Consider the following 24,920-nt stretch of genomic DNA (forward strand, 5'->3'; position numbering starts at 1 on the left):
TAGCGGACTATTCGCCGCGCTCGCGCGACGCGTCGCTCGGGCGCGCCTCATCACCATCCAGCGTGCCTACCGCATCCGCGCCTGCGCTTTCGGCAGCTCGCGCCCGGGCGCGGGATCGCGCGGCAACCACCGCGACCACTCCTGCGCCAAGAATCAGCAGCGCACCGCCCGCCAGCAGCCAGGGCATCGTAGATGCCCCGCCGGTGTGTGCGAGCGGAGCTTCCGCAACGTTTGGAGCGGGCTCTGGCTTCAGTTCCGGCTCCGGCTTCGGCTCCGGCTTCGGCTCAGGCTTGGGTTCAGGCTTCGGAACTTCGGCGCCCGTACGCACTTCGAGCGTGGCGCTCCGCGAGGCACCGACTGCATTCTCGGCAGTGACACGCACCGTGTAGGCCGTGTCAGCGGTGAGCCCCTCGAACACGGCTGATGTCGCGGTCGCTGGCAGGCTGTGCGAGGCGTCACTCGCGATGCGCGACTCCGCCGCAACGGGCACCAACTCGGCCCGCACAGCGGCGGCACCTTCGACGGGGGCCCATTCAATGGCGACACGTTCTGCAGTGACCTCAGTGGCGCGAAGCCCTGACGGCGTTGCGGGAGCAACGGGGAGCGCTTCCAGCAGGCCAACCGCATCCACGATCCCCTCGCCGAACACGGTGGTATCGGGGATTCCTGCGGCTGTATACGGGTTCACCGGTCCGCCCTCCGCGGTGCCGCGCGCAGTTTCCAACACACGTGCGGTGAGTTCCCCACCCGAGATGCCCGGGGCGTAGGACTTGCCAAGCGCGGCGACGGCCGCGGCGTTCGGTGCCGCAGCCGAGGTGCCGAAGAAACGGAACTCCGCGTCACCGGGCTCACCACTGAAGAAGGTTGTCTGCGTGCCGTCGACCGACGCGAGGTTCGGCGTATTCACAACGACCGGGCTCGGCAGCGGAGCCGACGGGAGTGCAGGCCCATCCGTCGTGAAGCGCACGGGCTCGAAGTACAGCGTGGCCGGACCGAGCGAGCTGTAGGGGCGCACGCGCGTGGGGTCCTTCCAGTCGAGCGAGGCCACGCTCACCGCGGAGCCGTCGGCCGCGTGCCCGAAGGTCGTCGGCCCGACAAGGTCGCTCGCGCCATCGCCGAGGTGGGCCCGCGAGGTGATCGAGTCCCCTCCCCGCAGGAACGAGAAGAGCACGGCGGGCTCCGGGGCCGCGGGGTCGTGCCGGGTGCGCACCATCACTGCGCGGATCTCCGAACCGGCCGCAGCAGTCACCGCGCCGGTCGCGCCCGGGTAGTACTGGCTCAGCTGGGGAACGACGGCGATCAGCGCGGGATCGCTCGCGCCAGGATCCACACGGTAGAAACGCCACTCGTACGCCGTCGTGATCCCGAGGAATGGCTCGGCAATCGAGCCGATCATCCGCAGATTGGTGTCGGGATCACCCGGCTCCCCCTCAAGCATCAGTGTGTCGTACGGCGTCTCCACTGTCGGATCTGGATCGAAGTCGAGGCAGTCGATGCCGATCGCGCCCTCGAGCGGGTCTCCCGCCCCCTGTGCAAGCCAGCTCGGGCAGTCGGTAGGACGGTAGGCCGAGGTGCTCCACGAGGAGATGGGACGCCCCGCTGACTCCCCCTCCGAGCCCACTCCCGTTGAGTTGCCCGCCGAGGTGAAGTATGCGACCCCTTGGGCTTTGGCCTCCTCGATCGCACCCGAAATGAAGCCCTGCTGGTACGCGGTCTCCTGCGGCCAGGTGATGTCGTCGACAATGATGTCAGCACCGGCTTCGACGAGCGCAGCAATGTTCATCGACATTTCGAGGTCGTTCCGACCTGCGTCCGCAAAAAGGATTCGCGCCCCCGGCGCGATCCCGTGGACAAGCTGAGCCATCGCGCGGCCTTCGTCCGATCCGCCGACGGAATCCGAAACGATCTCTACCGGAGCGGTGCGACCGCAGGGGTTCGCGGCTCCGGGAAGTGCGCCCGAAGCGACATCATCAGCCCAGGAGGTCGGCGAGTCGATCGACGCGAACGAATCGGAGATGACACCAACCGTGACGCCCAAGCCATCGGCCCCGAATCTCTCACGGGCTTCGGCGGAGCGGAGCGGTCCGTCAGCCTCGATCGGCACCGGAGAGCACCTCGCAGCTTCTGCGGTAGGAACTGAATCAGCCTCGGCACGCAGAGCACTCGCTCCCGGCAGTTCTGCCGAACGCAACTCCGAGCCAGTGAAGGGCTTCAGTGCGGGTGTCGCGCTGAGCACGCCGGGAAGCTCTTCCACTGCCGAGAGCGCGGCGGGGTCCACGCGAATCGTCGCCGCGGGGAAGACGGTAAACACCTCATCGACAATGCTCAACGCTGCGAGGGACGAGAGGGTCGATTCGTCGGGGGTCTGCGCGAAGAGAACCGTGGCGACAACACGATCTGCGTCATCGACCCGAAGGCTTCCGCCACCCTCAGACGGCAGCGCGGCGGCATCGGCCAGATCTTCCGCACCGGAGGCACCCCCCTCGGCGGCTTCAACCAGGCGGTCGGTCAACGTAGTCACGGGAGCCTCCGGCTCCTGAGCGCTGGCTGCGGGCCCACCAAATAGGACGAGAAGCGGAATCACCGCGCACACGGTGACCCCTCGAAACACGGCAGATCGCATCAGGGATTCCTCTTCCGCCGCAGCGCGGCATCGCTGGGCGCACACACACCCGAGCCCGATGCTAGCCAGAACCTTGGATCATGTCCATAAATTTTCTTCGCGTGTGCTTCGACTCAGTAGTCACGGGGCCCGGCTCATGGCCGGGCCCCGTGACTACTGGAACTATTCAGATCGTGGAGGCTCCGGCTCGGAATCGAGGGGAACCGTGACAGATCCGGTCACAACCGGGATCGACCCCGTGAGCAACTCCTCGGCGTGTGACTCGTCGACCTCGCCGGCGAACTGCGCCTGGTAGAGCGCGGCGTACGCGCCCTTCCGCGCCAGCAGCTCGTCGTGCGAGCCCTGCTCAACGATCTTGCCGCTCTCCATCATCAGGATCGTGTCTGCGTCACGAATCGTGGAGAGGCGATGCGCAATCACGAACGAGGTGCGGTCGCTTCGCAGCGCGCTCATCGCCTGCTGCACGAGCACCTCAGTGCGCGTGTCCACCGAGGACGTCGCCTCATCCAAGATGAGCAGCGAGGGGTTCGCGATGAACGCCCGCGCGATCGTCAGGAGCTGACGCTCACCGGCGGACAGCGAGGAGCCGTTCTCCGAAATGACCGTGTCGTAGCCCTCGGGCAACTGCCGCACGAAGCGATCCACCATCGTCGCCTGCGCGGCGGCTACGACCTCCTCGTCGGAGGCATCGAGTCGGCCGTAGCGGATGTTCTCGCGGATCGTGCCGTCGAACAGCCACGCGTCCTGCAACACCATGCCAACGTGACCACGCAATTCTGCGCGAGAGAGCTTCGTGATGTCCACGCCGTCGAGCAGGATCCGCCCCGCGTTGAGCTCGTAGAAGCGCATCACGAGGTTTACGAGCGTCGTCTTGCCAGCCCCGGTGGGACCAACGATCGCGACAGTGTGGCCCGGGCTCGCCTCGAGCGAGAGATCCGCGATCAGCGGCTGCTCGGGATCGTAGCTGAAGCTCACGTTCTCGAAGACGACGTGCCCGTCCGTGCGGTCCGGCAGATCGGCCTCAGCCGTATCCGGCTCCTGCTCGTCCGCGTCGAGCAGCTCGAACGTGCGCTCGGCCGATGCAACACCCGACTGCAGCATGTTCGCCATGCCCGCCATCTCGCCGATGGGCTGCGCAAACTCGCGCGAGTACTGGATGAACGCGGTCACGTCGCCCAGGGTCATCTGACCGGCGGTGACGCGCAGCGCCCCCGCCACTGCAATGAGCACGTAGCTCAGGTACTGCACGAACTGCATGGCGGGCATGATGGTGCCCGACAGCGCCTGCGCCTTGTAGGCCGCGGTGAACAGGCCTTCGTTGCGGCGATCGAACTCCTCAATCATTTCTGCATCGCGATTGAAGATGCGCACGAGCTCGTGGCCGGTGAACGATTCCTCGATGTGGCCGTTCAGGTCGCCCGTGTGCTTCCACTGCGCCACGAACAGCTTCTGCGCGCGCACGCCCACCACGCCGGCGATGATGCCGGAGAGCGGGAGGGCGATCAGCGCGATCAGCGCGAGCTGCCACGACACCACGAACATCATCGCGGTGATGCCAATCACGGTGAGGAGCGACTGCACCAGCTGCGAGAGCGCCTGCTGCAGCGCCTGCTGAATGTTGTCGACATCGTTCGTGACGCGAGAGAGCACGTCGCCGCGCTGGCGCCCATCAAAGAAGCTGAGCGGCAGACGGTTGATCTTCTCCTCAATGTCCTGGCGCAGCGTGTACACAACGCGCATCACGAGCTTGTTCAGCAGGAACCCCTGCAGCCACATGAGGAACGACGCAACCAGGTAGAGCCCCAGCACCACCAGGATCAGTCGGCCCAGGAGGCCGAAGTCGATCCCCTGCCCGGGCACCACACCCGACCCCTCGAGCATGTCGGCGAACTGGTCCTCGCCGCGGTCGCGCGCAACGGAGACGATCTGCTCGAGCGGCACGCCCGCGGGCAGATCCTTCCCGAGTACACCGTTGAAGATGACGTCCATCGCCTGGCCGAGAATCTTCGGCGCGATGACGGTGAGCACCACCGAGCCGATGACAAGCACCACGACGAGCGCGAACAGCATCTTCTCGGGGGCGAGGAGCCCAACCAGGCGCTTCGCCGCCGGCCAGAAGTGCTTGGCCTTCTTCGTGGGCTGGCCGCCCGTCCAATCATCGTTGTCGGGCTGGTAGTCGTCGGGGAGTTCGAACTCTTCGACGGCCGCGGGCTGCGCGGACTTTCGGTCCTTCTTGGCCATTACGCCGCCTCCGCCTCTTCAAGCTGCGATCGAACGATCTCCTGGTAGACCTCGTTGCTCAGCAGGAGCTCATCGTGGGTTCCGCGACCCACGATCTCACCGGCCTCGACCACAAGAATCTGGTCGGCCTCCGTGATCGTGGACACGCGCTGGGCGACGATGATGGTCGTTGCGCCCTCGGTCGCGCTCGGCAGCGCGGCCCGCAGGCGCGCATCGGTCGCCACGTCGAGCGCGGAGAACGAGTCGTCGAACAGGTACACCCGCGGCTTCGCGACGAGCGCTCGCGCGATCGAGAGTCGCTGCCGCTGGCCGCCGGAGACGCTCGTTCCGCCCTGGGAGACGGGCTCCTCAAGGCCCAGCTCCTTCTCGCGCACGAAATCCTCGCCCTGGGCAACGCGCAGCGCGTCCCACAGCTCGGCTTCGCTTGCGTCGGTCTTCCCAAAGCGCAGGTTCGAGGCAATCGTGCCCGAGAACAGGTAGGGCCGCTGCGGCACGAGGCTCACGGTGTCCGCGAGCTGCGCGCGCGTGAGCGCGGCAACCGGGGCACCGTCGATCGTGATGGATCCCTCCTGTGCGTCGTACAGGCGCAACATGAGGTTCAGCAGCACGGTCTTGCCCGCACCGGTCGAACCGATGATCGCGGTTGTCTTGCCGGGCTCAGCGACAAACGTCGCGTCTCGGATGACGGGCTGCTCAGCGCCCGGGAACCCGAAGGTCACACCGCTGAACTCGATGCGGCCGGCCTGCGGCGTCGCCTCGGTCTCGCGATCGGGGAACGAGAGCGTCGATTTCGTGTCGAGCAGCTCCCGAATGCGCTCGGCACACACGACCGCGCGCGGAATCATCATCGTCATGAAGACACCCATCATCACGGCCATGAGGATCTGCAGCAGGTACTGCAGGAATGCCGTGAGCGAGCCGATCTGCACGACGCCGGCCTCCACGCGATGACCGCCGAACCACAGCACCGCCGCGGTCGCGAAGTGGAGCACCATCATGATGACGGGGAACATGAGCACGAAGATGTTGCCCACGCGCACCGACACATCGGTGATGTTGCGGTTGGCGGTCTCGTAGCGATCCGCCTCGAAGTTTTCGCGCACGAAGGCGCGCACCACGCGGATACCCATGATCTGCTCGCGCAGCACGCCGTTGATCGCGTCAACGCGATCCTGCATCGTGCGGAAGAGGGGCAGGAGCAGCCACACGAGGAAGCTGACAATCACGGCGAGCACGGCCACCGAGACCCACACGAGCCACGACATGCCGGCGTCCTCGCGGAGCGCCATGATGACGCCGCCGATCGCCATGATGGGCGCCGACACCATGAAGTTGAGCGCCATGAGCACCAGCATCTGGACCTGCTGCACATCGTTCGTGCCACGGGTGATGAGCGTGCCCGCACCGAACTTGGTGGCTTCGAGCGTGCTCAGCGAGTCCACCTTGCGGTAGACCTCGCGGCGGAGATCGCGGCCCATGCCCATCGAGGTGCGCGCACCGAAGTACACGGCAGCGACCGCGGTCAGCAGCTGACCGAGCGACACGATGAGCATGAAGCCACCGGTACGCCAGATGAAGCCGGTGTCGCCCTTCGCAATGCCTTGATCGATGATCTGGGCATTGAGGCTGGGAAGCCACAGGGCGGCAATAGTTGAGAGTAGTTGGAGCACAAGCACCGCAACCACGAACGGCCAGTACCGTTTCGCGTGCCGCAGTGTCAGTGAGATGAGGGCCACGAGGATCCTTTCGTCGCGCGCCAATCGCCGAAGAATCGCGCGGGGCGGGCGCAAAACACGAACGACGGAGCAGGCGAAAACACTACCACCGCGCGGGCACAGAATCGACGGATTCACCCGAATTCAGTAGTTACTCCGGTGCGCTCTGCGTTTCGGTCTCGGCCGCAGCTCCCTTTCCGCCCTGCACCTCGCCGACTTCACGGTCACTCAGTACGCGCCAGGGCGAGTTCTGCGGCAGCACCAACGCGGCATCCGGGCTCTCGCCCTTCGTCCACCAGCGGGCCTCATATCCGATGCCGTCGAAGATCACCCGGTCGCCCTGGCGGTACTCGGTGGCGTGACTCCACGCGGGGTACGCGCCCTCGGGCAGCTTCGGGCGCTCAATCGGCTTCTCTCCGGGCAGCACGGGTCCGAGAAGGCGCCAAGGTTGCGCACCGCTCTCGCTGGGTTCATCGGGCTGCTCCGCCTGCGTCCACCACTTCGCCTCGTACACATTGCGCCGCCACACGACCTTTGTCTCGGCCGGGTACGCTGCGTCGCTGTTCCACACCGGGTAGGGACTCGTCTCCGGATCGTCCACCGCCGCCCCGTGATCCGGGTCCACCGGCTGGGGCGTGGGCTTGGGCTGCGCGATCGCGCCGCTACGCTCCCCGGCGAGCGTGCGCGAGAACCGCTCATCACCCTGGTCAACGCCGCTGCACGAGTCAGACACCTGCTTGGGATCGGGCCAGTTCGCGTCGCACTCGCGGTCGCGGTTCAGTGACCACATGGAGAGGCGTGCCATCCCGTGCTCGGCGGCGAATGTGGAGAGCGCTCGTGCATCGGCGATGGTGAACACTTCATCGCGCACGTCGTTCTGCCCGATCATGGGTGTGGCCCCGATCCGGCTCCACGCGGTCGCCTCGCCGATCGGCGTTCCCTGCTCCTGCGCGAGCGCGCGCAACTGCCCCTGGAGCGCGACGAGACTCCCGCGAATCGTGTCGATCAGCGGCTCATCGAGGCCCGAGTTGTAATTCATGGTCATCGCGTTCACACCGGCGACCGTGACACCGGCCTTGAGGTAGCTCCGCACGGCGGCGAGCCCGTCCTCGGTGAGGCCGCTCGGCGCAATGGGGAGCGTGAGCCACACGTCGAGCCCGCCGCTCGCGCTGGCCTGCACTTCCTGAATGGCCCGCGCCTGGCGCTCGACCGCGGCGCGATCGCCGAGCATCTCGCCCTCAAGATCCATGTCGATACTCGCGAGCTCGTAGCGCTCAACCACCGCTTGGTACCCGTCGGTGAGCGCCTGATGATCCCTGCACTCGAGCGCGAGATCGGAGTTCGCCTGGCCACCGAAGGCCACCATCGCAGACCCACCGAGGTTGCGCAGGCGCGCGAGCCGTCGGTCAAGATCGAGCATCTGCTCCGCCTCGTCGAGGCCGTAGACCCCGCCCCAGGCTGGGCTGCAGGCCGCGTCGGGATCTCCCACGACAAACGCGAGCGCAACGTTTTTCGGCCCGGTGCTGCCCGGGCTCTCGAACGGGAAGCTCGGCGTCGCCGTCACATCGACGTAGCCGTCGCTCCACGGGTGCTGCTCACTCGCCTCACGCTGATCCTGCCACCAGCCCCAGCCGAAGACGCCGCCGCCCACGAGCGCCGCAACCACGATGAGCAGCACCGAGAGCCGCAGCCATGAGAGCTTGCGCCCCGGAAACCACTTCGACATTACTTCCCCACCGCGTCCTGTTCGGGTCTGACGTTGCACACGATCGATCACGCTCGATCGGCGCCCTCCCGGATAGGATTATCGTGACACACTCGGGGCCGGATCGACGAGATTCCGTTCGAGTCAGGTTTGCGCCGCGCATTGCGAGCGCGCCACCACTGGGGATGGAGGATACGCGTGCCAGAAAACGATCCTCAGCGCGCCCGCCGCAGGCAGTGGGGAGCTGAGCACCGCGCTGAGCCGCTCGCGATCGTTCCCTCGCGCCCGTCGCCCGCCGCGATCGTGTGGGCCCGGCTCGCGATCGTCATTACGGTGGTGTCCTGGTTCCTGTACATGCTCACCACCATCATCCGCATGGTGATCGAGGGCCCCAAAGAATCGTTCGTGTTCCACCTGCAGACCTGGGTGTACGGGCTTACGGTCACCGCCCTCACGTTCTCGGCAATCATGTATCTCACCGCCCGTTACGGTGCACTGGTCCGCTTCCGCGAGCACCGCCGCGTCGAACGCGCGCTCCTCGACGAACACTTCGCGCGCTCGGACGACCGCGTCACCGTGCTGATCCCGAGCTACGACGAGGAACCCGATGTCGTGCGCTACACACTGTGGTCGGCCGCACTGCAGGAGTTCCCCGACATTCGCATCGTGCTGCTCATCGACGACAAGGCCGCGGGGCTGACGGGCGAGCCGCTCGCCCGGCTGGAGCGCACGCGCAGCTTGCTCGGTGAGATCTCGGCGGAGCTTGAGTCACCGCGTGCCGCAGCCCAGGCCGCGCTCGACGAGTTCCTTGCGGACGCGCCCACGGTTCCCGGCCCGCTCGATGCGAAGCGCGCGGCAGATGCCTACGCAGCGGCGGCGGGCTGGCTCGACCGCTTCGCGGGGACCGAACAGATCGACGAGCACATGGGCGAGTTCTTCGCGGAGTATGTGCTGCTCGGCCTGTCGAATGATCTCCGCCTCACCCGCCTCGCGCTCGACGCGGCCCACGACCAGGGGGCTGCGCCGGACTGGGAGCGGCTCCGCCAACTCCACCAGCGCCTCGTGTGGATCTTCAGCGCGCAGCTCGGATCCTTCGAGCGCAAGCAGTACGCCTCGCTCTCGCAGGAGCCGAACAAGGCGATGAACCTGAACTCCTACATCTCGCTCATGGGCGGGAACTATCGCATCGTGCGCGACACGGGCGAGCAGATCCTTGAGGAGCTGGGGATCGATGAAGATCCCGCAACCGCCGACCTCGTGATCCCCGATTCACGCTATCTGTTAACACTTGACGCCGACTCGCAGCTGCTGCGCGAGTACTGTCTGCGGCTGGTCTACCTGCTCGAACAGCCCGAGAACGAGCGGGTGGCCGTGACGCAGACGCCGTACTCCTCGTTCCGCGGCGCCAGCACACGCATCGAGCGCATTGCCGGCGCAACGACCGACCTCCAGCACATCCAGCACCAGGGGCTCACCTACTTCGGCGCGACGTTCTGGGTCGGCGCGAACGCCGTGATACGCACGGACGCGCTCGACGACATCGCGGTGACGCAGACCGTTGGCGGCTTCGAGATCACCACCTACGTGCAAGACCGCACGGTGATCGAGGACACCGAGTCGAGCATCGACCTGGGGCTCCATGGCTGGACCCTCGAGAACTACCCTGAGCGACTGAGCTACAGCGCGACGCCGCCCGACTTCGGCTCGCTCGTGGTGCAGCGTCGCCGCTGGGCGAACGGCGGCCTGCTCATCATGCCGAAGTTCTTCGAGATGATCCGGGCCCGCAAACACACCTCGGACCGGGTCCGGCTCACCGAGAAACTGCTGCGCAGCAACTACATGTCCTCGCTCGCGTGGGCGAGCTTCGGCCTACTGTTCTTGCTGTTCTTCCCGTTCGACTCGCGGCTGCTCAGCCCGCTCGTCATCGCGGCGGCGCTCCCCTACTTCATCTCGATGGGGCTGGACCTACGCGCGAGCGGACACCGCTTCGGCGACATCTTCCGCATCTACGGCTTCAACCTCATCCTGCTCCCCGTGAACCTCGCGGGCGTACTGAAGTCGATTCAGCAGGGCGCCACGGGGGCGAAGATTCCGTTCGCGCGCACGCCCAAGGTTGTCGGTCGAACGGCGGCGCCCGGCATCTACGTCACGCTCCCCTTCATCATCGTCGGGTTCTCCGTGCTCACTGCGGTGCGCGACTTCAACGTGGGGAACTGGGGCAACGCCGCGTTCGCCTCGTTCAACGCGATCATGGCGGCGTGGGCGATCGTGGCCTACATCGGCATCCGTGCCTCGATCGCTGACGCGACGCTCGGTCTCATCGGCTGGCTCTACGTGCCCATCAAGCCCAAGCGCGTGAAGCAGGAGTCTCTCGTCGACCCCAGCGCGACCATCAACTGGCAAGCGATCCTCTACCACGGCGATCGCCGTCTGCGCCGCGATCTCGCGCGCACGAGCGACCGCCGCAGGCGCCTGAGCGGAGTGCGCGCGGACGTGCAAGACGACACCGCACCGGTCGAAGTGCAGCAGGTCAGTGGTCGCGCGCGGCGACGTGCTGCGCGGCACTCCAGCACCTCCCGCTAGGGGTCCACCCCGGAGATCGCACGCCGTCTTTTCTGCGGTCACTGTTCACTTTCTCGGCTCCGTGGTGCAGGGTGGGGATCACGGCCCCTCTGCGGAGCACCACTCCACGGCGGGGAGAAGATGCGGTGGGGTGCGGTCCAGCGTTCCCCTCCGCGACGAGAGAAGGGGAAGCAATAGTGCACACTGATATCCCGCAGCTCGCGGAGATTGAACAGCTCGCTCAGATCAACCGACCCAATCTTGTGACCATCGTGCTGCGCACGACGCCGGTCACCACGGAGGCGGAGGCGAACCGCATCACCTTCGGCACGCTCATCGGAGAGGCCGTCACGCGCCTCACCGAGCTGGGTGGCGATGCCGCTGAGCGGGATCGCACCGAGGCCGGGTTGCGTGCCTTGCATGAGGATCAACACCTGTGGCGCTACCTCTCGCACACGCTCGTGGTGTTCGCGAGCCCAGACCGCACGGTGAGCTACCGGCTGCCCAACGAGCTCGAAACCGAGTGGTTCGCCGGCGAGAACTTCCGGATCGTGCCGCTCCTGCGCACGCTCACCTTCCCGCACGAGGCGTGGGTGCTCGCGCTCAGCCAGAACGCGGTGCGCTTGATCGAAATCGGGCCCGCGGGCCCCGGCACCGAGGTTGACGTGCCCGAGCTGCCGAGCGACCTGCTCGACGCGTTCAACGTCGAGGACCCGGGGGTCGACTCGCACCGCCGCCGTCTGCACGGGCCCGAGGGGCACACCACGCGACTGCTCGGCTACGCCCGCGCGGTGGACCGCGCGATCGCTCCGCAGCTGCGCGGCACCCAGCGTCCGCTGATCCTCGCGGCAACGCAACCTCTCGACGGCATGTTCCGCTCGGTCACGTCGGCATCGCGCCTGCTGGCGTCATCCATCGATGGGAACCCGGATGAGCGCAGTGCTGCCGAACTCGATGAGGCGGCTCGCGCGCTCCTTGACGAGCACTACGCCGCAGAGCTCGTGGAGCTGCGCGACCGCTTCGAGACTCGTCGGGCGGCCGGCCGCGCGGTGACCGACCTCACGGATATCGCCCGCTCGGCGATCGCCGGGGCGATCAGCACCCTGTACGTGGATGTGGACGCGCGCCCCGAGGGCACGCTCGACGTTGCGACCGGCAGCGTCGCGGCCGAGTCCACACCCGGCCGCAGCCTCATCGATGAGATTACGGGGCAGGTGCTCCAGCACGGCGGCCGCGTGCTCGTGCTGCGCAGCGGCGACGTTCCTGGCGGGGGCGCGCACGGCGCCGAGACTCGCTTCGCGGTCTAGTCCGAGCGAGGCACAAAAAAGGGGGCCCGCTCCGAAGAGCGGGCCCCCAGTTTCGCAAGTGCGAAGAGCTTAGACGAGCTTGACGCCCGCGCCAGCCTCCTCGAGCTTTGCCTTTGCCTCTTCGGCGGCATCCTTCTTCGCGCCCTCGAGCACGTTCTTGGGTGCCTCCTCGACGAGAGCCTTCGCCTCGCCCAGGCCCAGGCCGGTGAGCTCGCGCACAACCTTGATGACCTGGATCTTCTTGTCGCCAGCCGACTCGAGGACGACGTCGAACTCGTCCTTCTCCTCGACAGCCTCAGCAGCGCCGGCAGCCGGAGCAGCAGCGACAGCAACCGGAGCAGCAGCCGAAACGTCGAAGGTCTCCTCGAAGGCCTTCACGAACTCGGAGAGCTCGATGAGGGTGAGCTCCTTGAACTGCTCGAGCAGCTCTTCAGTCGAAAGCTTAGCCATGATGTATCTCCTTGATGTTTGCCTCAGGCGCTCGCGCGCCTCAGGCGGGGTTTGTGTACGTGAACCGGCGTGAGCCGATCCTTACGCGTCCTGCTTCTCCTGCAGCGCGCCGAAGCCGCGTGCGGCCTTGGCGGGCAGGGCAGCGAACAGCTGTGCTGCACCGACGAGCGAGGCCTGCATGGCGCCTGCGGCCTTGGCCAGCAGCACCTCACGGCTCTCGAGATCGGCGAGCTTGCCTACCTCAGCGGCGGTAAGCGGCTTGCCATCGAAGTAGCCAGCCTTTACCACCAAAAGAGGGTGTGCCTTGGCGAAGTCACGCAGAGCCTTGGCGACCGCGACGGTGTCACCGTGCACGAAGGCGAGAGCCGAAGGACCGGCGAGCTCGTCATCGAATGCGGTGATTCCGGCGTTGTTGGCCGCAATCTTGGTCAGCGTGTTCTTCGCCACAGCGTACGTCGCGTGCTCGCGGATGCTGTTGCGGAGTTCCCGCAGCTCAGCAACCGTGAGACCGCGGTACTCAGTCAGCAGAACGGCGCCCGACTCTTCAAACTTCTGCTGAAGATCGGCGACCGTAGCGTCCTTCGTAGCCATGGCGCTCCCTAGCTTGTTGTACCCGAGTGGCGGATGCCGCTCGAGGGCCGTGCCTGTCGGAGCGATCCTCATACGAAAAAAGCTCCGGCGCGCACGCACGGAGCTTCATGAACCCGGGGAAACCCACCGGTCAAGGAGTTCTGCACCTGCGCTGGTCTCTGCTCTCGCAGACGTTCCGGGATTCTTGCGAACCCTACCGGCGGTCTTTGGCCGTCGATAACTCTAGCACGTTTCCCACGGAGTGGCTACGCTGCGAGACAGGCCGAGCCCGGATCCCGCGCGAGAGGCGAGCGAATGGACAAGATCAACCTCACGAAAACACTCGACAGCTACGCCGCACGGCGCGGCGTGTTTCGGGAGCTCGTGGTGCCGCCCCTGCGGTACCTCATGCTGGATGGGCGGGGCGACCCGAACACCTCCCCAGCATTCGGCGAGGCCCTCGAATCGCTCTACCCGCTCGCCTACAAGCTGAAGTTCGCCAGCAAGCGCGAGCTCGGGCGCGACTACGTGGTGCCGCCGCTCGAGGGCCTGTGGTGGGCGGAGGACATGGCCTCGTTTACCTCCGCGCGCGACAAGTCGCAGTGGAGCTGGACCGTGATGATGCTTGTGCCCGAGTGGATAGATCCGGAGCTCGTCGCCCGAACCAGGCAGGGCATCGCGGCCGGAAAAGAGCCGCCCGCGCGGCTCGGCGACGTTCGACTCGAGACGCTTGACGAGGGGCGCTGCGTACAGACGCTCCACGTTGGCAGCTTTGACGCGGAGGCCGAGACCCTCGCGCGCATGCACGACGAGGTCATTGCCAGCCTCGGCGCGCGTCTCACCGGCACGCACCACGAGATCTACCTCAGCGATCAGCGCCGCACCGCGCCCGAGCGCATGCGCACGATCCTGCGGCAGCCGATCGCCCCGGCTGAGGCGAACATCGCCTAAACCGGGGCGTGGCGCTATGCCGGGACGAGCTGCTCGGCCGGCTCCTGGTGCCGGATGAACCGCAGGTGCCAGGCGCGCAGCAGCTCGATGAGCACAATGCCGGTGCCAACAATCGCCAACACCAGCAGGCCCAGATCGTTCGGCAGCCACGTGACCTGGAAGAAGTCTCGCGCGATCGGGATCAGCCAGACGAGCCCGAGCCCCGCGTACATGGCCAGCACGATCAGCACGCGGAACGGGTGCACGGGCCGCGCGAGCACCGCGAGTACCCAGAGCGCCACGCCGGCAAGGGTGAGGGTCGCAGCGGACTGCTGCTCGATAAGCGTGAAGCCGCCGAGGCGATCGGCACCGATGTGGAGCGCAACGAGCGCGAGCGTCACCACGAGGCCCGCGGGGATCGCGAATGCGAGCGACCGTTTCAGGAAGCCGGAGCGGTAGCGGGCCGCGTTCGGCATGAGCGCGAGGAAGAACGCGGGGATGCCAATGGTGAGGCCGTCGGTGATCGACAGCTGGCGCGGCAGGAACGGGAAGGCCCAGGCGAGCAGACCGAACACCACCGCGATGGCGAACGCGTAGCTCGTCTTCGTGAGGAACAGCATCGAGACGCGCTCGATGTTCGCGATCACGCGGCGCCCCTCAGCGACGACCCCCGGCATCCGGTCGAAGCGCCCGTCGAGGAGCACGAGCCGAGCGACCGCCTTCGTGGCCTGCGCTGCCGTGTCCATTGCGATACCAAGGTCTGCTTCCTTGATCGCGAGCGCGTCGTTGACGCCATCGCCGGTCATCGCGACCACGTGCCCCCGCCGCTGCAGGGCGTGCACCATCTGCAGCTTCTGGTGCGGGGTCACGCGCCCGAAAACCCGCTCGCGCTCGAGTACCTCGCCGAGCTCGTCAAGATCTTCCGGCAGGGTGCGCGCGTCGCGCCCCTCGGGGCAGTCGAGGCCCACCGTGCGCGCAACGGCCGCGACCGTGCGCGGGTCATCGCCCGAGATCACGCGGACGTCGACGCCCTGCTCGGCGAAGTAGCTCAGCGTCTGTGCGGCGTCATCGCGCACCTGCTCGCGGAACGTGAGGAGCGCAACGGGCTGCAGTCCAGCGGGGAGCTCGGGGTGCTCAGCCGGCGGTGACGCGATCGGGCTGTGCGCGAGCAGGAGGGTCCGCGAACCGGCCTCGGCAAGAGCGCCAGCCTGGGCGAGTGTCTCGGCCACCTCGGCGGGGTCGGCGTCGGCAAGCACGAACTCGGGGGCGCCCAGCGCCCAGGTGCCGGGCGCGGGGCGGCCCGCCGCGGCTTCGGCCACGACGATCGCGCTCCACTTGCGCGCCGAGTTGAACGGGATCTGAAGCGCGCCCTCAGGCCCGAGCTCGTCGCCGAAGGGAGCCGCGAGGCAACGGGCCGTGCCGTTCGCGTCGTCCGCGGAGCCCAGATGGCCAAGGATGCCGCGCCAGCCAGCGACCTCCGTGAGCGGGATCGCTCGGTCGAACAGCATCTCACCGGTGGTCAGCGTGCCGGTCTTGTCGAGGCAGAGCGCGTCAACGCGGGCGAGGCCCTCCACGGCAGGAAGCTCCTGGATGAGCACCTGCCGCTGCGCGAGTGTCACCCCGCTCACGGCGAACGCGATGCTCGTGACGAGCACGAGGCCGAGCGGCACCATTGCGATGACCGCGGCGACCGCGCCAACGACGGCCTCGCGCCACGCGCCGTTCTCGAGCGCAACGGCCCAGCCGCCCTGCGACTGCATCTGGCCGTTCGCGACGATGAGGATCATGGGCGCAAGCGCCCAGGTGATCCACTTCAGAAGGCGATCGATGCTGCTGCGCAGCTCAGAGCGCACGAGCGAGAACTTCCGTGCCTCGGCAGTGAGCTTCGCGGCGTAAGAATCTCCGCCCACCCGCACGACCTCGGCAAGCCCGGTGCCGCCAACCACGCTCGATCCAGAGAGCACCTCATCGTCGGCGCGCTTGCGGATCGGGTCCGACTCACCCGTGAGCAGCGACTCGTCGACCTCGAGGCCGCCCGGCCCGCTGTGATCGGTCTCGACCACGCGCGCGTCGGCGGTCACCTGGTCGCCCGTGCGAAGCACGAGCACGTCACCGAGCACCACGCGATCGAGTGGAATCTCGACGGCAACGCCGTCGCGAAGCACGCGCGCGGTCGGGGCGTTCAGCACGGCCAACCGGTCGAGGGTGCGCTTCGCGTTGAACTCCTGCACCACACCGATCACGGTGTTGAAGAGGGCCGGGAGCCCGAACAGTGCGTCCTGCCAGCGGCCGAGCACGAGCAGGATGCCGAACCCCGCGAAGACGATGCCGTTGAACAGGGTGAACACATTCGCGGCAAGGATCTCCCAGAGGGATCGGCTCGAGCCATCGGGCGCAGCGTTTCCCTGCCCTGACTCAAACCTGCGTTCCGCTTCGGCAGCGCTCAGGCCCCGCATCCCGGTCAATTCCATGCGGAACAGCCTAGGAGACGGAACGCTTTTCTCCCTGGCATTCCCCAGGAATTCGGGGGCTCACCGGCCAAAATTCCGGGTATCCGGAAAACAACACGGGGAAAAACGGAGCCGCCCCGCGCGCGCCGAGTGGCGCGTGCGGGGCGGCTCCGAAGGAGTGCGAGCGGGTACGGCGCTTACGCCGCGCCCTCCGCGGCGGCCTTCAGCATGTAGCCGGCGCCACGCACGGTGTGCAGCATGGGGCTGCGGCCCGCGTCGACCTTCTTGCGCAGGTAGGAGATGTACAGCTCCACCACGGTCGACTTCCCGGAGAAGTCATACGCCCACACGCGATCCAGAATCTGCGCCTTCGAGAGCACACGGTTCGGGTTGCGCATGAGGTAGCGGAGCAGCTCAAACTCAGTGTTGGTGACCATGATCGGTTCACCACCGCGCTCCACCTCGTAGCTGTCCTCGTTGAGCGTCAAATCGCCCACGCGCAGCACGGGGTCGGGCTGCTGCGAGAGCGTGATCTGCGAGCGGCGCACCAGCCCGCGGAGACGCGCGATGAGCTCCTCGAGGCTGAACGGCTTTACGACGTAGTCGTCGCCGCCCGCAGTAAGGCCGTTGACGCGATCTTCGACCGAGTCGAGCGCGGTCAGGAAGAGCACGGGGAACATCTCGCCCTCGCCGCGCACGCGGGCGAGGAGCTGCATTCCATCAAAGTCGGGCAGCATGATGTCGAACACTGCGACGTCGGGGCGGAAGCTGCGGATCTTGTCGCTGGCCTCCTGTCCGGTCGCGGCCGTGTCCACTTCCCATCCCTCATAGCGGAGGGCCATCGCGATCAGCTGCGTGATCGATGCTTCGTCGTCGACGACAAGCGCCCGGATCTTTCCCCCGTCGGCGCGCGTCAGATTCTGTGAATCCATAGCTGTTGTCAGTTCCTCTCGGCTTTGCGCGGGTAGGGGTCACGAGCGCTCTGCGCTCGGGCTTCGTCCATATCCCGATGAATCGGTTCTCGCGACCGCTCGACGGAAATTCAGGCGAAAACTCGGTTTGAGCCTACTGCCACTGCCTGATTCCGGTCATAGAAATCGCTGAGTACACCCTGTGTGCGGGGCTGGCGTACAGTCGGTCTCGGGGCCGGGTATCGGATGACGTCCCCCACCATGGCGACGTCCGTACCACGACGAAGTCCGTGGGAGACTGGACGGGTGTCCGATTCTACACCGCATTACCTCACACGTATGGTCACCGACGGCACCAACCGGGCCGCATGGCTGCAGGCGCGGTCGCGCGGCATCACCGCGACCGATGTTGCGAAGCTCTCGACCCCGCGCTCAATCGAGACCGCCGCGAACGAGAAACTGCACGGGAGCAGGTTCAGCGGCAACGTGTACACGGACCATGGGAAGGCCCGTGAGCCCGAAATTGCCAGCTGGGTGCTTCGCGAGTACGGGATCGCCCCCAGCCAGGCGCTCTACCACGCCGCGGCAGACCTGCGGCACCTCGCGACCCCCGACGGCCTCGTGCTGCGCGACACCGGGTCGATCGAGCTCGCCGAGATTAAGACAACGAACAAGGAGTGGCGCACGATTCCACGCCACTACCTTCGACAGGTGTGGTGGCAGCAGTACGTGCTCGGTGCAGAACGCACACTCATGGTGTGGGAACGGCACGAAAACTTCGTGCCTGTGGGCGACCCCGAGTGTCGCTGGATCGACCGCGACGAGAACGAGATCGCGCGGCTTGTGTCGCTCGCAGGGGATCTGATCAACACCCTGATCGCTCGCACGAGCTAGTCGGGCGTTCGCCCCACGGCGCCTGCGCTACTGACCGGGGCCGAAGCCGCCAGCGCCAAACGGCTGCGACGGCTGGCCGGGGGCGGGCGTGCCCGCACCGAAGAGCTGCGGCGCCCCGCCGAGTGTCTGCTGGATGCGGCTCTCGTGCGCGAAGCTGCGCTCCATGAGTTCCTGCAGCGCCTCCGCGGTCACCGCGAAGCCGGGCACGTCGTCAAGCACGAGTTTCTCGGCGCCGTGCAGCAGCTCGATACTGCCAGTGCCCCAGAGCCGCTGCCCAATGCTGCGGCGCTGACGTACCTCGCGCACCCGCCCGAGTGCCAGCTCCGCCCGCTGGCGCACGAACAGCCCGCGGCGCACGATCACCCGGCGCGTCGTCACCGTCGTGCGGCCTGCGAGCCACGACAGCATCGGCAGCACGCCGAGCAGCAGCGCCAGCAGGCCCGCCACGAGCGCGGAACCCAGATTGACCCAGGCGGCAGAAAAACGTCCCACCCAGAACCCCGCGACCCCGGCGATCGCGATGAGTGCGATCGCCGGGAGGAGCAGCCTGCGCCCGTGGCGCCGGAAACGCAGCACCACGACCTCGGGCTGCGCGTAGCTCGCGGGGGCCGGTCCGAGCACGGAATCGACCTCTGCGGTCATAGAGCGCGCGGAACGGGAAGCCATACTCCTATTCTGCCTGCTCAGCCTGCGCCGACGCCGCACTCGGCTCGCCGGCTGCGTGGGCGGGGGCCTCGGCAGCGCCCAGCGCGGCAGACTGCGGGGCTGCCTGCGCAGTCTGATCCCGATCTGCGGTGTGCTCCGCAGCCTCTCCTGCGGTTCCCGACTGCGGTGCCGCCAGGAGCTGCGGCTCCCCCGCGGCGCTCGCGGCACGGCCCGCCGCGGCGCCCGCAGCGTTCCCCGTCACGGCCCCGTTCAGCATGCCAACGAGATCGATTCCCACAGTCTCGCGCGCCATCTCGAGGAGGCCCTTGATGTTGGCCATCGCCTCGCCGGCCACCTTCGACGTGCCGTCTGCCGATACGACCGTCATATTGTCAATCGCCCCGATCGCCTGCGCGTACTCATTCGCGATCTGCGGCAGGAGGTGGATGAGCTCCTGCGCCAGCACCGCCTGCGACTGCGTCTCGAGTGCGCGAGCACGAGCGTCGATCGCAGCGGCCTCAGCCGTTCCCTTGGCCTGGATGGCTTCGGCCTCGGCGCGACCCTCAGCCGCAACGGCCTCGGAGGCAGCGATTCGCGCGGCGCGGCTCGCGAGACCCTCGCGCTCGACGGCCTGCGCTCGGCCCTCGGCGGCGGACACCGACGCCGTGGCTTCTGCCTTCGCGAGCGCCTCGACGCGGTATGCCTCGGCCTCGGCCACCGCACGAACGTCGGCGTTCAGCTTCTCAGTGCGCAGCGCAACTTCCTTCTGTGCGGTGATCTGCTGCTGCTCGACGATGGCCTGCTGCTGGATCGCCTGCTCGAGCGGATCGGCGGCCTGCGCCTGCGCATTCGCCTTGTCCGTCTCTGCCTGGATCTCGGCCTGGCGGAGCTTCAGCTCACGGTTGCGGTCGAGCAGCACCTTCTCCGCGGAGATCTTCGCTTCTTCGGAGGCCTGGTAGGCGTTCGTCTCGGCGATATCTGCCGCCTGGCGCACCTTCGCGGCCTCGGGACGACCGATGTTCGTGATGTAGTCGGCACCGTCGCGGATCTCCTGGATCTGCAGCGTGTCAACGACGAGTCCCTGCTTGGTCAGCGCCTCTTCGGCAGCCTCAAGCACGCTCTGCGCGACGACCGCGCGGTCGCGAATGATCTGCAGCACGGTGAGCCCACCGATAATCGAGCGGAGCGAACCCGAGAGCACCTCCTGCGTCGACTCGTCGATCTCGTCCGAGTTCGAGAGGAATCGCTGGGCTGCGGCGCGGATCATCTCCTGCGAGCCGCCCACCTTCACCACGGCGACGGCCTGCGCCTGCATCGTGATGCCGTCAGTGGTCTGCGCCTCCGTGGTGATCGAGAGTCGGCGCGAGCGCAGCGAGATCGTGAACGACTTCTGCACGAAGGGGAGCACGAACACGCCGCCACCGGTGACGACCTTCTGGCCCGACATATCGCGCACGGTGCCACCATCGGCGGTCTTCACCTCCTTGCCCTTGCCACCGGTCACGATGATCGCCTCATCGGGCTTTGCGATGCGGTAGCGCTTGATGATGACGAGGGCGATGAGCACGAGCGCGATAACGGCGCCGAACACTCCGACAATTGCGGGGGTCATTAAGAACATGTCCTCTCCCGGATCGGGTTACTGGGTGGGTGGGGTGGGCGCGGGTGCGGGCTCCACCCGCACCGACGTCGCCGTGATGGTTTGTGCGATGCGCACCTGCGCGCCGCGTGGGATCGCGGTGTCTGCGGTTGCCGAGAGCGACACGCGCTCGCCGTGGCGCACGAGCGCCACTTCACCGAGGCCGCCCGCGGGGATGGCGAGCACGACGCTCGCCGCGCTGCCGACGAGCTCATCGCCCGACACCGCGGTGGAGGATTCCGCGCTGCGGATCAAGCGGCTGAGCCACCATGCCGCAGCGCCGCCGATCACACCGGCGACCGCACCGAGCGTGCCCGCGAGCGGGGTGGCCACCCCGGCGCCGACGAGCGCGAACGCGGTGAAGCCGAAGATCGCGGTGAACGCGGCGATCGTGGTGAGGCTGAGCGGGCCGTCGCCGAAGTCAAACGCGTCGAAAATGCCGTCGAGCACGAGCGAGATGAGCAGCAGGACGCCGCCCACAATGCCAATGATGAGGAAGACGCCGCCGGCGATGAGGGAGCCGTCCACGAGTCGATCCAGCCAGCCCATGATGCCGTCCATTCGGCACCTCCTCTCAACGCCCGGTACTTGGAGCGTAGCAAGCGCGGGGCTGCGACCGGGAAGAAATCAAATCGGGATCGTGCGGAATCGTGCAACGTCGCGGCGTCATTCCGCGCGCGCAGTGCGGGGCGGAGCGCTCAGGGGAGGCGCGGCACGGCGGCGAGCAGCTCGCGCCCGTAGCTCGAGCGCGGGGCGGTGAAGAACTCGCGCCCGCCCTGTTCGACGATCTCGCCCGCCCGCATGACCAGCACCCGATCGCAGAACGCGTGCACGACGGCGAGGTCGTGGGAGACGAGCAGCACGGTGAGCCCAAGCTCGCGCTGCAGCTCCCGCAGCAGGTCGAGTACCTGCGCTTGCACGGCAACGTCGAGCGCGCTCGTGGGTTCGTCGGCAACGAGCACGCTGGGTTCCAGGGCGAGCGCGCGGGCGAGGGCGACGCGCTGGCGTTGCCCTCCCGAGAGCTGGTGCGGGAACGCGGCGGCGAGCGCGGGATCGAGGCGCACGCTGGCGAGCAGCTCCGCGATCCGGCCCGGCACTCCCGCACGGGGCACGGCGCGGTGCACCCGGAGGAGCTCGCCGAGCGTCTGGCCCACGGTGAGCCGCGGGTTCAGGGATGATGCAGGGTCCTGCGGCATGAGCTGGATCCCTCGGAGCTGCGCCGGGGTACGGTGCCCGGGCAGCGGCGCGTCCCGCCAACGGACCTCGCCGGCGGCCGGAGCGAGCTGTCCGGCGATGGCGCGTGCGAGGCTCGTTTTTCCAGACCCCGACTCGCCGACGATGCCGAGCGCCTCTCCCCGCTGCACCGTGAGCGAGGCACCAGGGACGACGAGGGTGCGCCCGTAGCGCAGGGCGACTCCCCGCAGTTCGAGTTCGGGAGCACTGGCTGGTGCGGGCTGCGACGCGGAACCTGCTGCTGCCTCTACCGGTCCCCCGGACACAGTGGCAGCGCCAATGGTGGCGCCGACGGTGGCGCCGGCTCCGCCGCTCACCGCGGGCAGCCGCGGCACAGCGGCGAGCAGCTCGCGCGTGTAGGGGCTCGTCGGGGCGGCGATCACGTCGGCAGTACGGCCCGATTCGACGATCTCCCCGCCGCGCATGACGAGCAGCTCGTCGCACAGCTCGGCCACCACTGCCACGTCATGACTCACGAAGATGAGCGTCATGCCGCGCGCCCGGCGCAGCTCGGCAAGCAGTTCGAGCACGCCGCGCTGCACGGTCACGTCGAGGGCGGTGGTGGGTTCGTCGCACAGTAGCACCGCGGGGTCGCCCGCAAGTGCGAGCGCGATGACCACCCGCTGCCGCTGCCCGCCCGACAGTTCATGGGGGTAGGCGTGGGCGATGCGCTCGGGGTCGGGGAGCCGCACGTCGCGCAGCAGCTCGGCCACGCGCGCGTCCGCCGCGGCGCGGCCGCGCGTCTCGGCGCTCGCCGCCTGCACCGCGGCACGCAGCTGTGCGCCGACGCGCGTGAGCGGGTCAAGCGCGGTGAGCGGATCTTGGAACACCATGCCGAGCGGACCGCCGACGGAGATCTCGCCACCCGCCACGCGCACGCCGGCGGGGAGGAGCCCAAGCACGGCGCGGAGCGTGAGGCTTTTCCCCGAACCAGACTCGCCCACGATGCCGAGCGCGCTGCCCGGCGCGGCCGCAAAGTCGACGCCGCGCACGAGCTCGGCCGTGGCCGTGGTGCCGCGCGTGCCGCGCGCAGCGATCCGTAGCCCCGAAACCCGCACCGCCCCCGGGGCGGCTGCGGTGTCAGCGACGTCAGCAGCGTTGGCGACGTCAGCGACGTGGTGCGTGCCAGGCGCACGCGAGAGCCGCCGCTTCCGCGTGCGTGCGGGCCAGCGCGAACCCACGCGCAGCACGTCGCCGAGCCCATCGCCGAGCAGCGAGAACGCGATCCCCGTGAGCACAACCGCGAGGCCGGGGAAGGTGGGCAGCCACCAGTGCGTGGTGACGAACTGCTGCGAGTCGGCGATCATCGTGCCCCAGTCGGGGGTGGGCGGCTGGATCCCGAGCCCGAGGTAGCCGAGCGTCACGATCGCCACCATGATGAGCACGATCTCTGTTGCCAGCAGCACGATGGCCTGCGGCAACACGTTGGGGAGCACATGCCGCAGCAGGATGCGCGCGTGCGAGAGCCCGCCGCCCCGCGCAGCCTGCACCCACCCGGAGTCGCGCAGCGCAGCGGTCATCGCGCGGAGCACCCGCGCGTAGCCCACCCATCCGACGAGCGCGAAGGCCAGCACAATGCCCCCCTCGCCCGCGCCCACCGCGAACACGATCGCGATCACGATGACGTAGAACGGGAACGCGATCACGGTGTCGGTGACGCGGGAGGCGACCCAGTCGGTCGCGCCGCCGAAGTAGCCGGAGATGAGCCCCACCGCGATGCCGATGCCGAACGGCGCGAGGGCCGCCGTGACCGCGAGCCTGAGGTCGGTCTGCGCGGCGAAGAGCATGCGCGAAAGCACATCGCGCCCCAGCTGATCGGTGCCGAACCAGTGTTCGGCAGAGGGCGGCTGCAGCCCACCGGTGAGATTCTGCGCGGCCGGGTCGGCGGGGGCGATCACGGGGGCAAGCAGGGCGAGCGCCACAAGCGCGAGCGTGAGGATCGCGCCGGCAACGAAGGCGGGGGACGACGCCGCGCGGCGCCACGCGTTCATCGCGCCGCTCCGCTCGGCCCGTCGGCGGCCACGAGCGCGCTCGTCTCAGGGACGCTGCGCAGCCGTGGATCGAGCACGGCGGAGAGCACGCCCGCGAGCGTGGTGACGAGCACAACGAGCACCGCACAGTAGAGCGCGATGCCCTGCACGACGGGGAAGTCGCGGCTGCCAATCGACTGGAAGAGCAGGATGCCGAGCCCATTGATTCCAAACACCTTTTCGACAACGAGCGTGCCGCCGATGAGGTACGCCGTGTTGACGCTCAGCAGTGTGAGCGTGGGAAGCGCCGCGGAGCGGAGCACGTGGCGGAAGAGGATGCGTCGCTCAGGGATGCGCGCGGCGCGGAGCGTCGTCACAAAGTCTGCGGCGAGCACGTCGATGAGCTGGGCGCGCAGTGAGCGGATGAGCGGGGGCGCCATGCCGAGCGCCACCGCAAGCGCGGGCAGGAACAGGCTCTTCAGCGGTTCACCGGGACCGGTGCCGACGCCGCCGACGGGGAACCAGCGCAGCTGCACGCCAAACACGATGATGAGCAGCAGACCTACCCAGAAGAGCGGCATGCCCATGCCCACCGCGGGCAGAATGCGCACTGCGTGATCGATCCAGCTGTCCTGCCGCAGCGCTGCGGCGACCGCGAGCGGCACTGCGATGATCACGGCAAGCAGCACGGCGAACAGCACGATGCCAAGGCTCACCGGGGCTTTCGCGAGAATGAGTTCGCGTGTGGATGCACCGGTGACGAGCGAGTTGCCGGTGTCGAAGCGGGTCAGTAGTCCCCCGACAAAATCGGTGAACTGCTGCCAGAGCGGGAGGTCCAGGCCGAGCTCTGCGCGGAGGGCCGCGATCGATTCCGGCGTGGCGCGCTCGCCGAGAATCATTGCGGCCGGATCCCCGGGCACCATGCGCAGGAGGAAGAAGACCGCGACGACGACTCCGAACATCACGGGCACGATGCGCGCGAGCACGCGGAGAAGCTCGCGCCCGATCCCGCGCAGCAGCTCCCGCGCCCCTGTGTTGCTCGTCACCACGTCATCACTGTAGTGCGCGCGGGGCC

The 24,920-nt window shown here is 67.8% G+C and carries 17 protein-coding genes; 4 read left to right on the forward strand and 13 right to left on the reverse strand.

The features are described from left to right. Positions 1 to 7: 7 nt before the first annotated feature. From ACR81A_RS12855 to ACR81A_RS12870, 4 genes are all read right to left on the reverse strand, one after another. Positions 8 to 2,623 carry a S8 family serine peptidase gene (locus ACR81A_RS12855; protein WP_440312028.1) on the reverse strand — a complete coding sequence of 872 codons (2,616 nt, stop codon included), beginning with the start codon at positions 2,621 to 2,623 and terminating at the stop codon, positions 8 to 10. A 162-nt stretch (positions 2,624 to 2,785) separates the two neighbouring features. Next, positions 2,786 to 4,864 (reverse strand): ABC transporter ATP-binding protein, encoded by a 2,079-nt coding sequence (locus ACR81A_RS12860; protein ID WP_440312029.1) that lies wholly within the window; start codon positions 4,862 to 4,864, stop codon positions 2,786 to 2,788. Further along, positions 4,864 to 6,600, reverse strand: a complete 1,737-nt coding sequence (locus ACR81A_RS12865) for an ABC transporter transmembrane domain-containing protein (protein ID WP_202380747.1) — start codon at positions 6,598 to 6,600, stop codon at positions 4,864 to 4,866. Before ACR81A_RS12865 ends, ACR81A_RS12860 begins: the two co-directional genes overlap by 1 nt. Before the next feature lie 130 nt (positions 6,601 to 6,730). Further along, positions 6,731 to 8,305, reverse strand: coding sequence for a chitinase (locus ACR81A_RS12870; RefSeq protein WP_440312030.1), 1,575 nt, complete (start codon positions 8,303 to 8,305; stop codon positions 6,731 to 6,733). A gap of 447 nt (positions 8,306 to 8,752) precedes the next feature. On the opposite strand from ACR81A_RS12870, the gene ACR81A_RS12875 reads away from it, so the two are divergent. Beyond that, positions 8,753 to 10,867 carry a glycosyltransferase family 2 protein gene (locus ACR81A_RS12875; protein ID WP_440313155.1) on the forward strand — a complete coding sequence of 705 codons (2,115 nt, stop codon included), beginning with the start codon at positions 8,753 to 8,755 and terminating at the stop codon, positions 10,865 to 10,867. A gap of 176 nt (positions 10,868 to 11,043) precedes the next feature. Beyond that, on the forward strand, positions 11,044 to 12,153 hold the full coding sequence (locus ACR81A_RS12880) for a baeRF11 domain-containing protein (protein ID WP_202380744.1): 1,110 nt from the start codon (positions 11,044 to 11,046) through the stop codon (positions 12,151 to 12,153). Positions 12,154 to 12,222: 69 nt separating this feature from the next. Here ACR81A_RS12880 and rplL read toward each other — a convergent pair whose 3' ends face one another. After that, positions 12,223 to 12,603, reverse strand: a complete 381-nt coding sequence (rplL, locus tag ACR81A_RS12885; protein WP_025133155.1) for a 50S ribosomal protein L7/L12 — start codon at positions 12,601 to 12,603, stop codon at positions 12,223 to 12,225. An 81-nt stretch (positions 12,604 to 12,684) separates the two neighbouring features. Beyond that, positions 12,685 to 13,194 (reverse strand): 50S ribosomal protein L10, encoded by a 510-nt coding sequence (rplJ, locus tag ACR81A_RS12890; protein WP_025133154.1) that lies wholly within the window; start codon positions 13,192 to 13,194, stop codon positions 12,685 to 12,687. A 294-nt stretch (positions 13,195 to 13,488) separates the two neighbouring features. On the opposite strand from rplJ, the gene ACR81A_RS12895 reads away from it, so the two are divergent. Then, positions 13,489 to 14,124, forward strand: a complete 636-nt coding sequence (locus tag ACR81A_RS12895) for a GyrI-like domain-containing protein (protein ID WP_440312031.1) — start codon at positions 13,489 to 13,491, stop codon at positions 14,122 to 14,124. 14 nt (positions 14,125 to 14,138) lie between these two features. Here the strand turns inward: ACR81A_RS12895 and ACR81A_RS12900 are convergent, their stop codons facing one another. Beyond that, positions 14,139 to 16,574, reverse strand: coding sequence for an HAD-IC family P-type ATPase (locus ACR81A_RS12900; RefSeq protein WP_440312032.1), 2,436 nt, complete (start codon positions 16,572 to 16,574; stop codon positions 14,139 to 14,141). Positions 16,575 to 16,750: 176 nt separating this feature from the next. Further along, a complete protein-coding gene (locus ACR81A_RS12905; RefSeq protein ID WP_202380741.1) occupies positions 16,751 to 17,485 on the reverse strand; it encodes a response regulator transcription factor in 735 nt (244 codons plus the stop codon). A gap of 318 nt (positions 17,486 to 17,803) precedes the next feature. Between ACR81A_RS12905 and ACR81A_RS12910 the strand changes: the two genes are divergently transcribed. Continuing rightward, on the forward strand, positions 17,804 to 18,358 hold the full coding sequence (locus tag ACR81A_RS12910; protein WP_237462339.1) for a YqaJ viral recombinase family protein: 555 nt from the start codon (positions 17,804 to 17,806) through the stop codon (positions 18,356 to 18,358). A gap of 27 nt (positions 18,359 to 18,385) precedes the next feature. Here the strand turns inward: ACR81A_RS12910 and ACR81A_RS12915 are convergent, their stop codons facing one another. The 5 genes from ACR81A_RS12915 to ACR81A_RS12935 all read right to left on the reverse strand — a co-directional run bounded on the left by ACR81A_RS12915 (position 18,386) and on the right by ACR81A_RS12935 (position 24,894). Then, positions 18,386 to 19,024, reverse strand: a complete 639-nt coding sequence (locus ACR81A_RS12915; RefSeq protein WP_237462183.1) for a PH domain-containing protein — start codon at positions 19,022 to 19,024, stop codon at positions 18,386 to 18,388. Positions 19,025 to 19,028: 4 nt separating this feature from the next. Continuing rightward, the gene (locus tag ACR81A_RS12920; protein ID WP_237462182.1) at positions 19,029 to 20,615 is read right to left on the reverse strand and encodes a flotillin family protein; all 1,587 of its coding nucleotides are present in this window, start codon (positions 20,613 to 20,615) and stop codon (positions 19,029 to 19,031) included. 27 nt (positions 20,616 to 20,642) lie between these two features. Next, complete coding sequence (locus ACR81A_RS12925; RefSeq protein ID WP_202380738.1) at positions 20,643 to 21,203, reverse strand: hypothetical protein; 561 nt, start codon at positions 21,201 to 21,203, stop codon at positions 20,643 to 20,645. A 137-nt stretch (positions 21,204 to 21,340) separates the two neighbouring features. Beyond that, on the reverse strand, positions 21,341 to 23,866 hold the full coding sequence (locus ACR81A_RS12930) for an ATP-binding cassette domain-containing protein (RefSeq protein WP_440312033.1): 2,526 nt from the start codon (positions 23,864 to 23,866) through the stop codon (positions 21,341 to 21,343). Beyond that, positions 23,863 to 24,894: an ABC transporter permease gene (locus tag ACR81A_RS12935; RefSeq protein ID WP_440312034.1), complete on the reverse strand. Its 1,032-nt coding sequence runs from the start codon at positions 24,892 to 24,894 to the stop codon at positions 23,863 to 23,865. The genes ACR81A_RS12930 and ACR81A_RS12935 overlap by 4 nt, the downstream gene beginning before the upstream one ends. Between the last annotated feature and the right edge of the window lie 26 nt (positions 24,895 to 24,920).

This window comes from Leucobacter chromiireducens (assembly GCF_051993095.1).
GTDB lineage: Bacteria > Actinomycetota > Actinomycetes > Actinomycetales > Microbacteriaceae > Leucobacter > Leucobacter chromiireducens.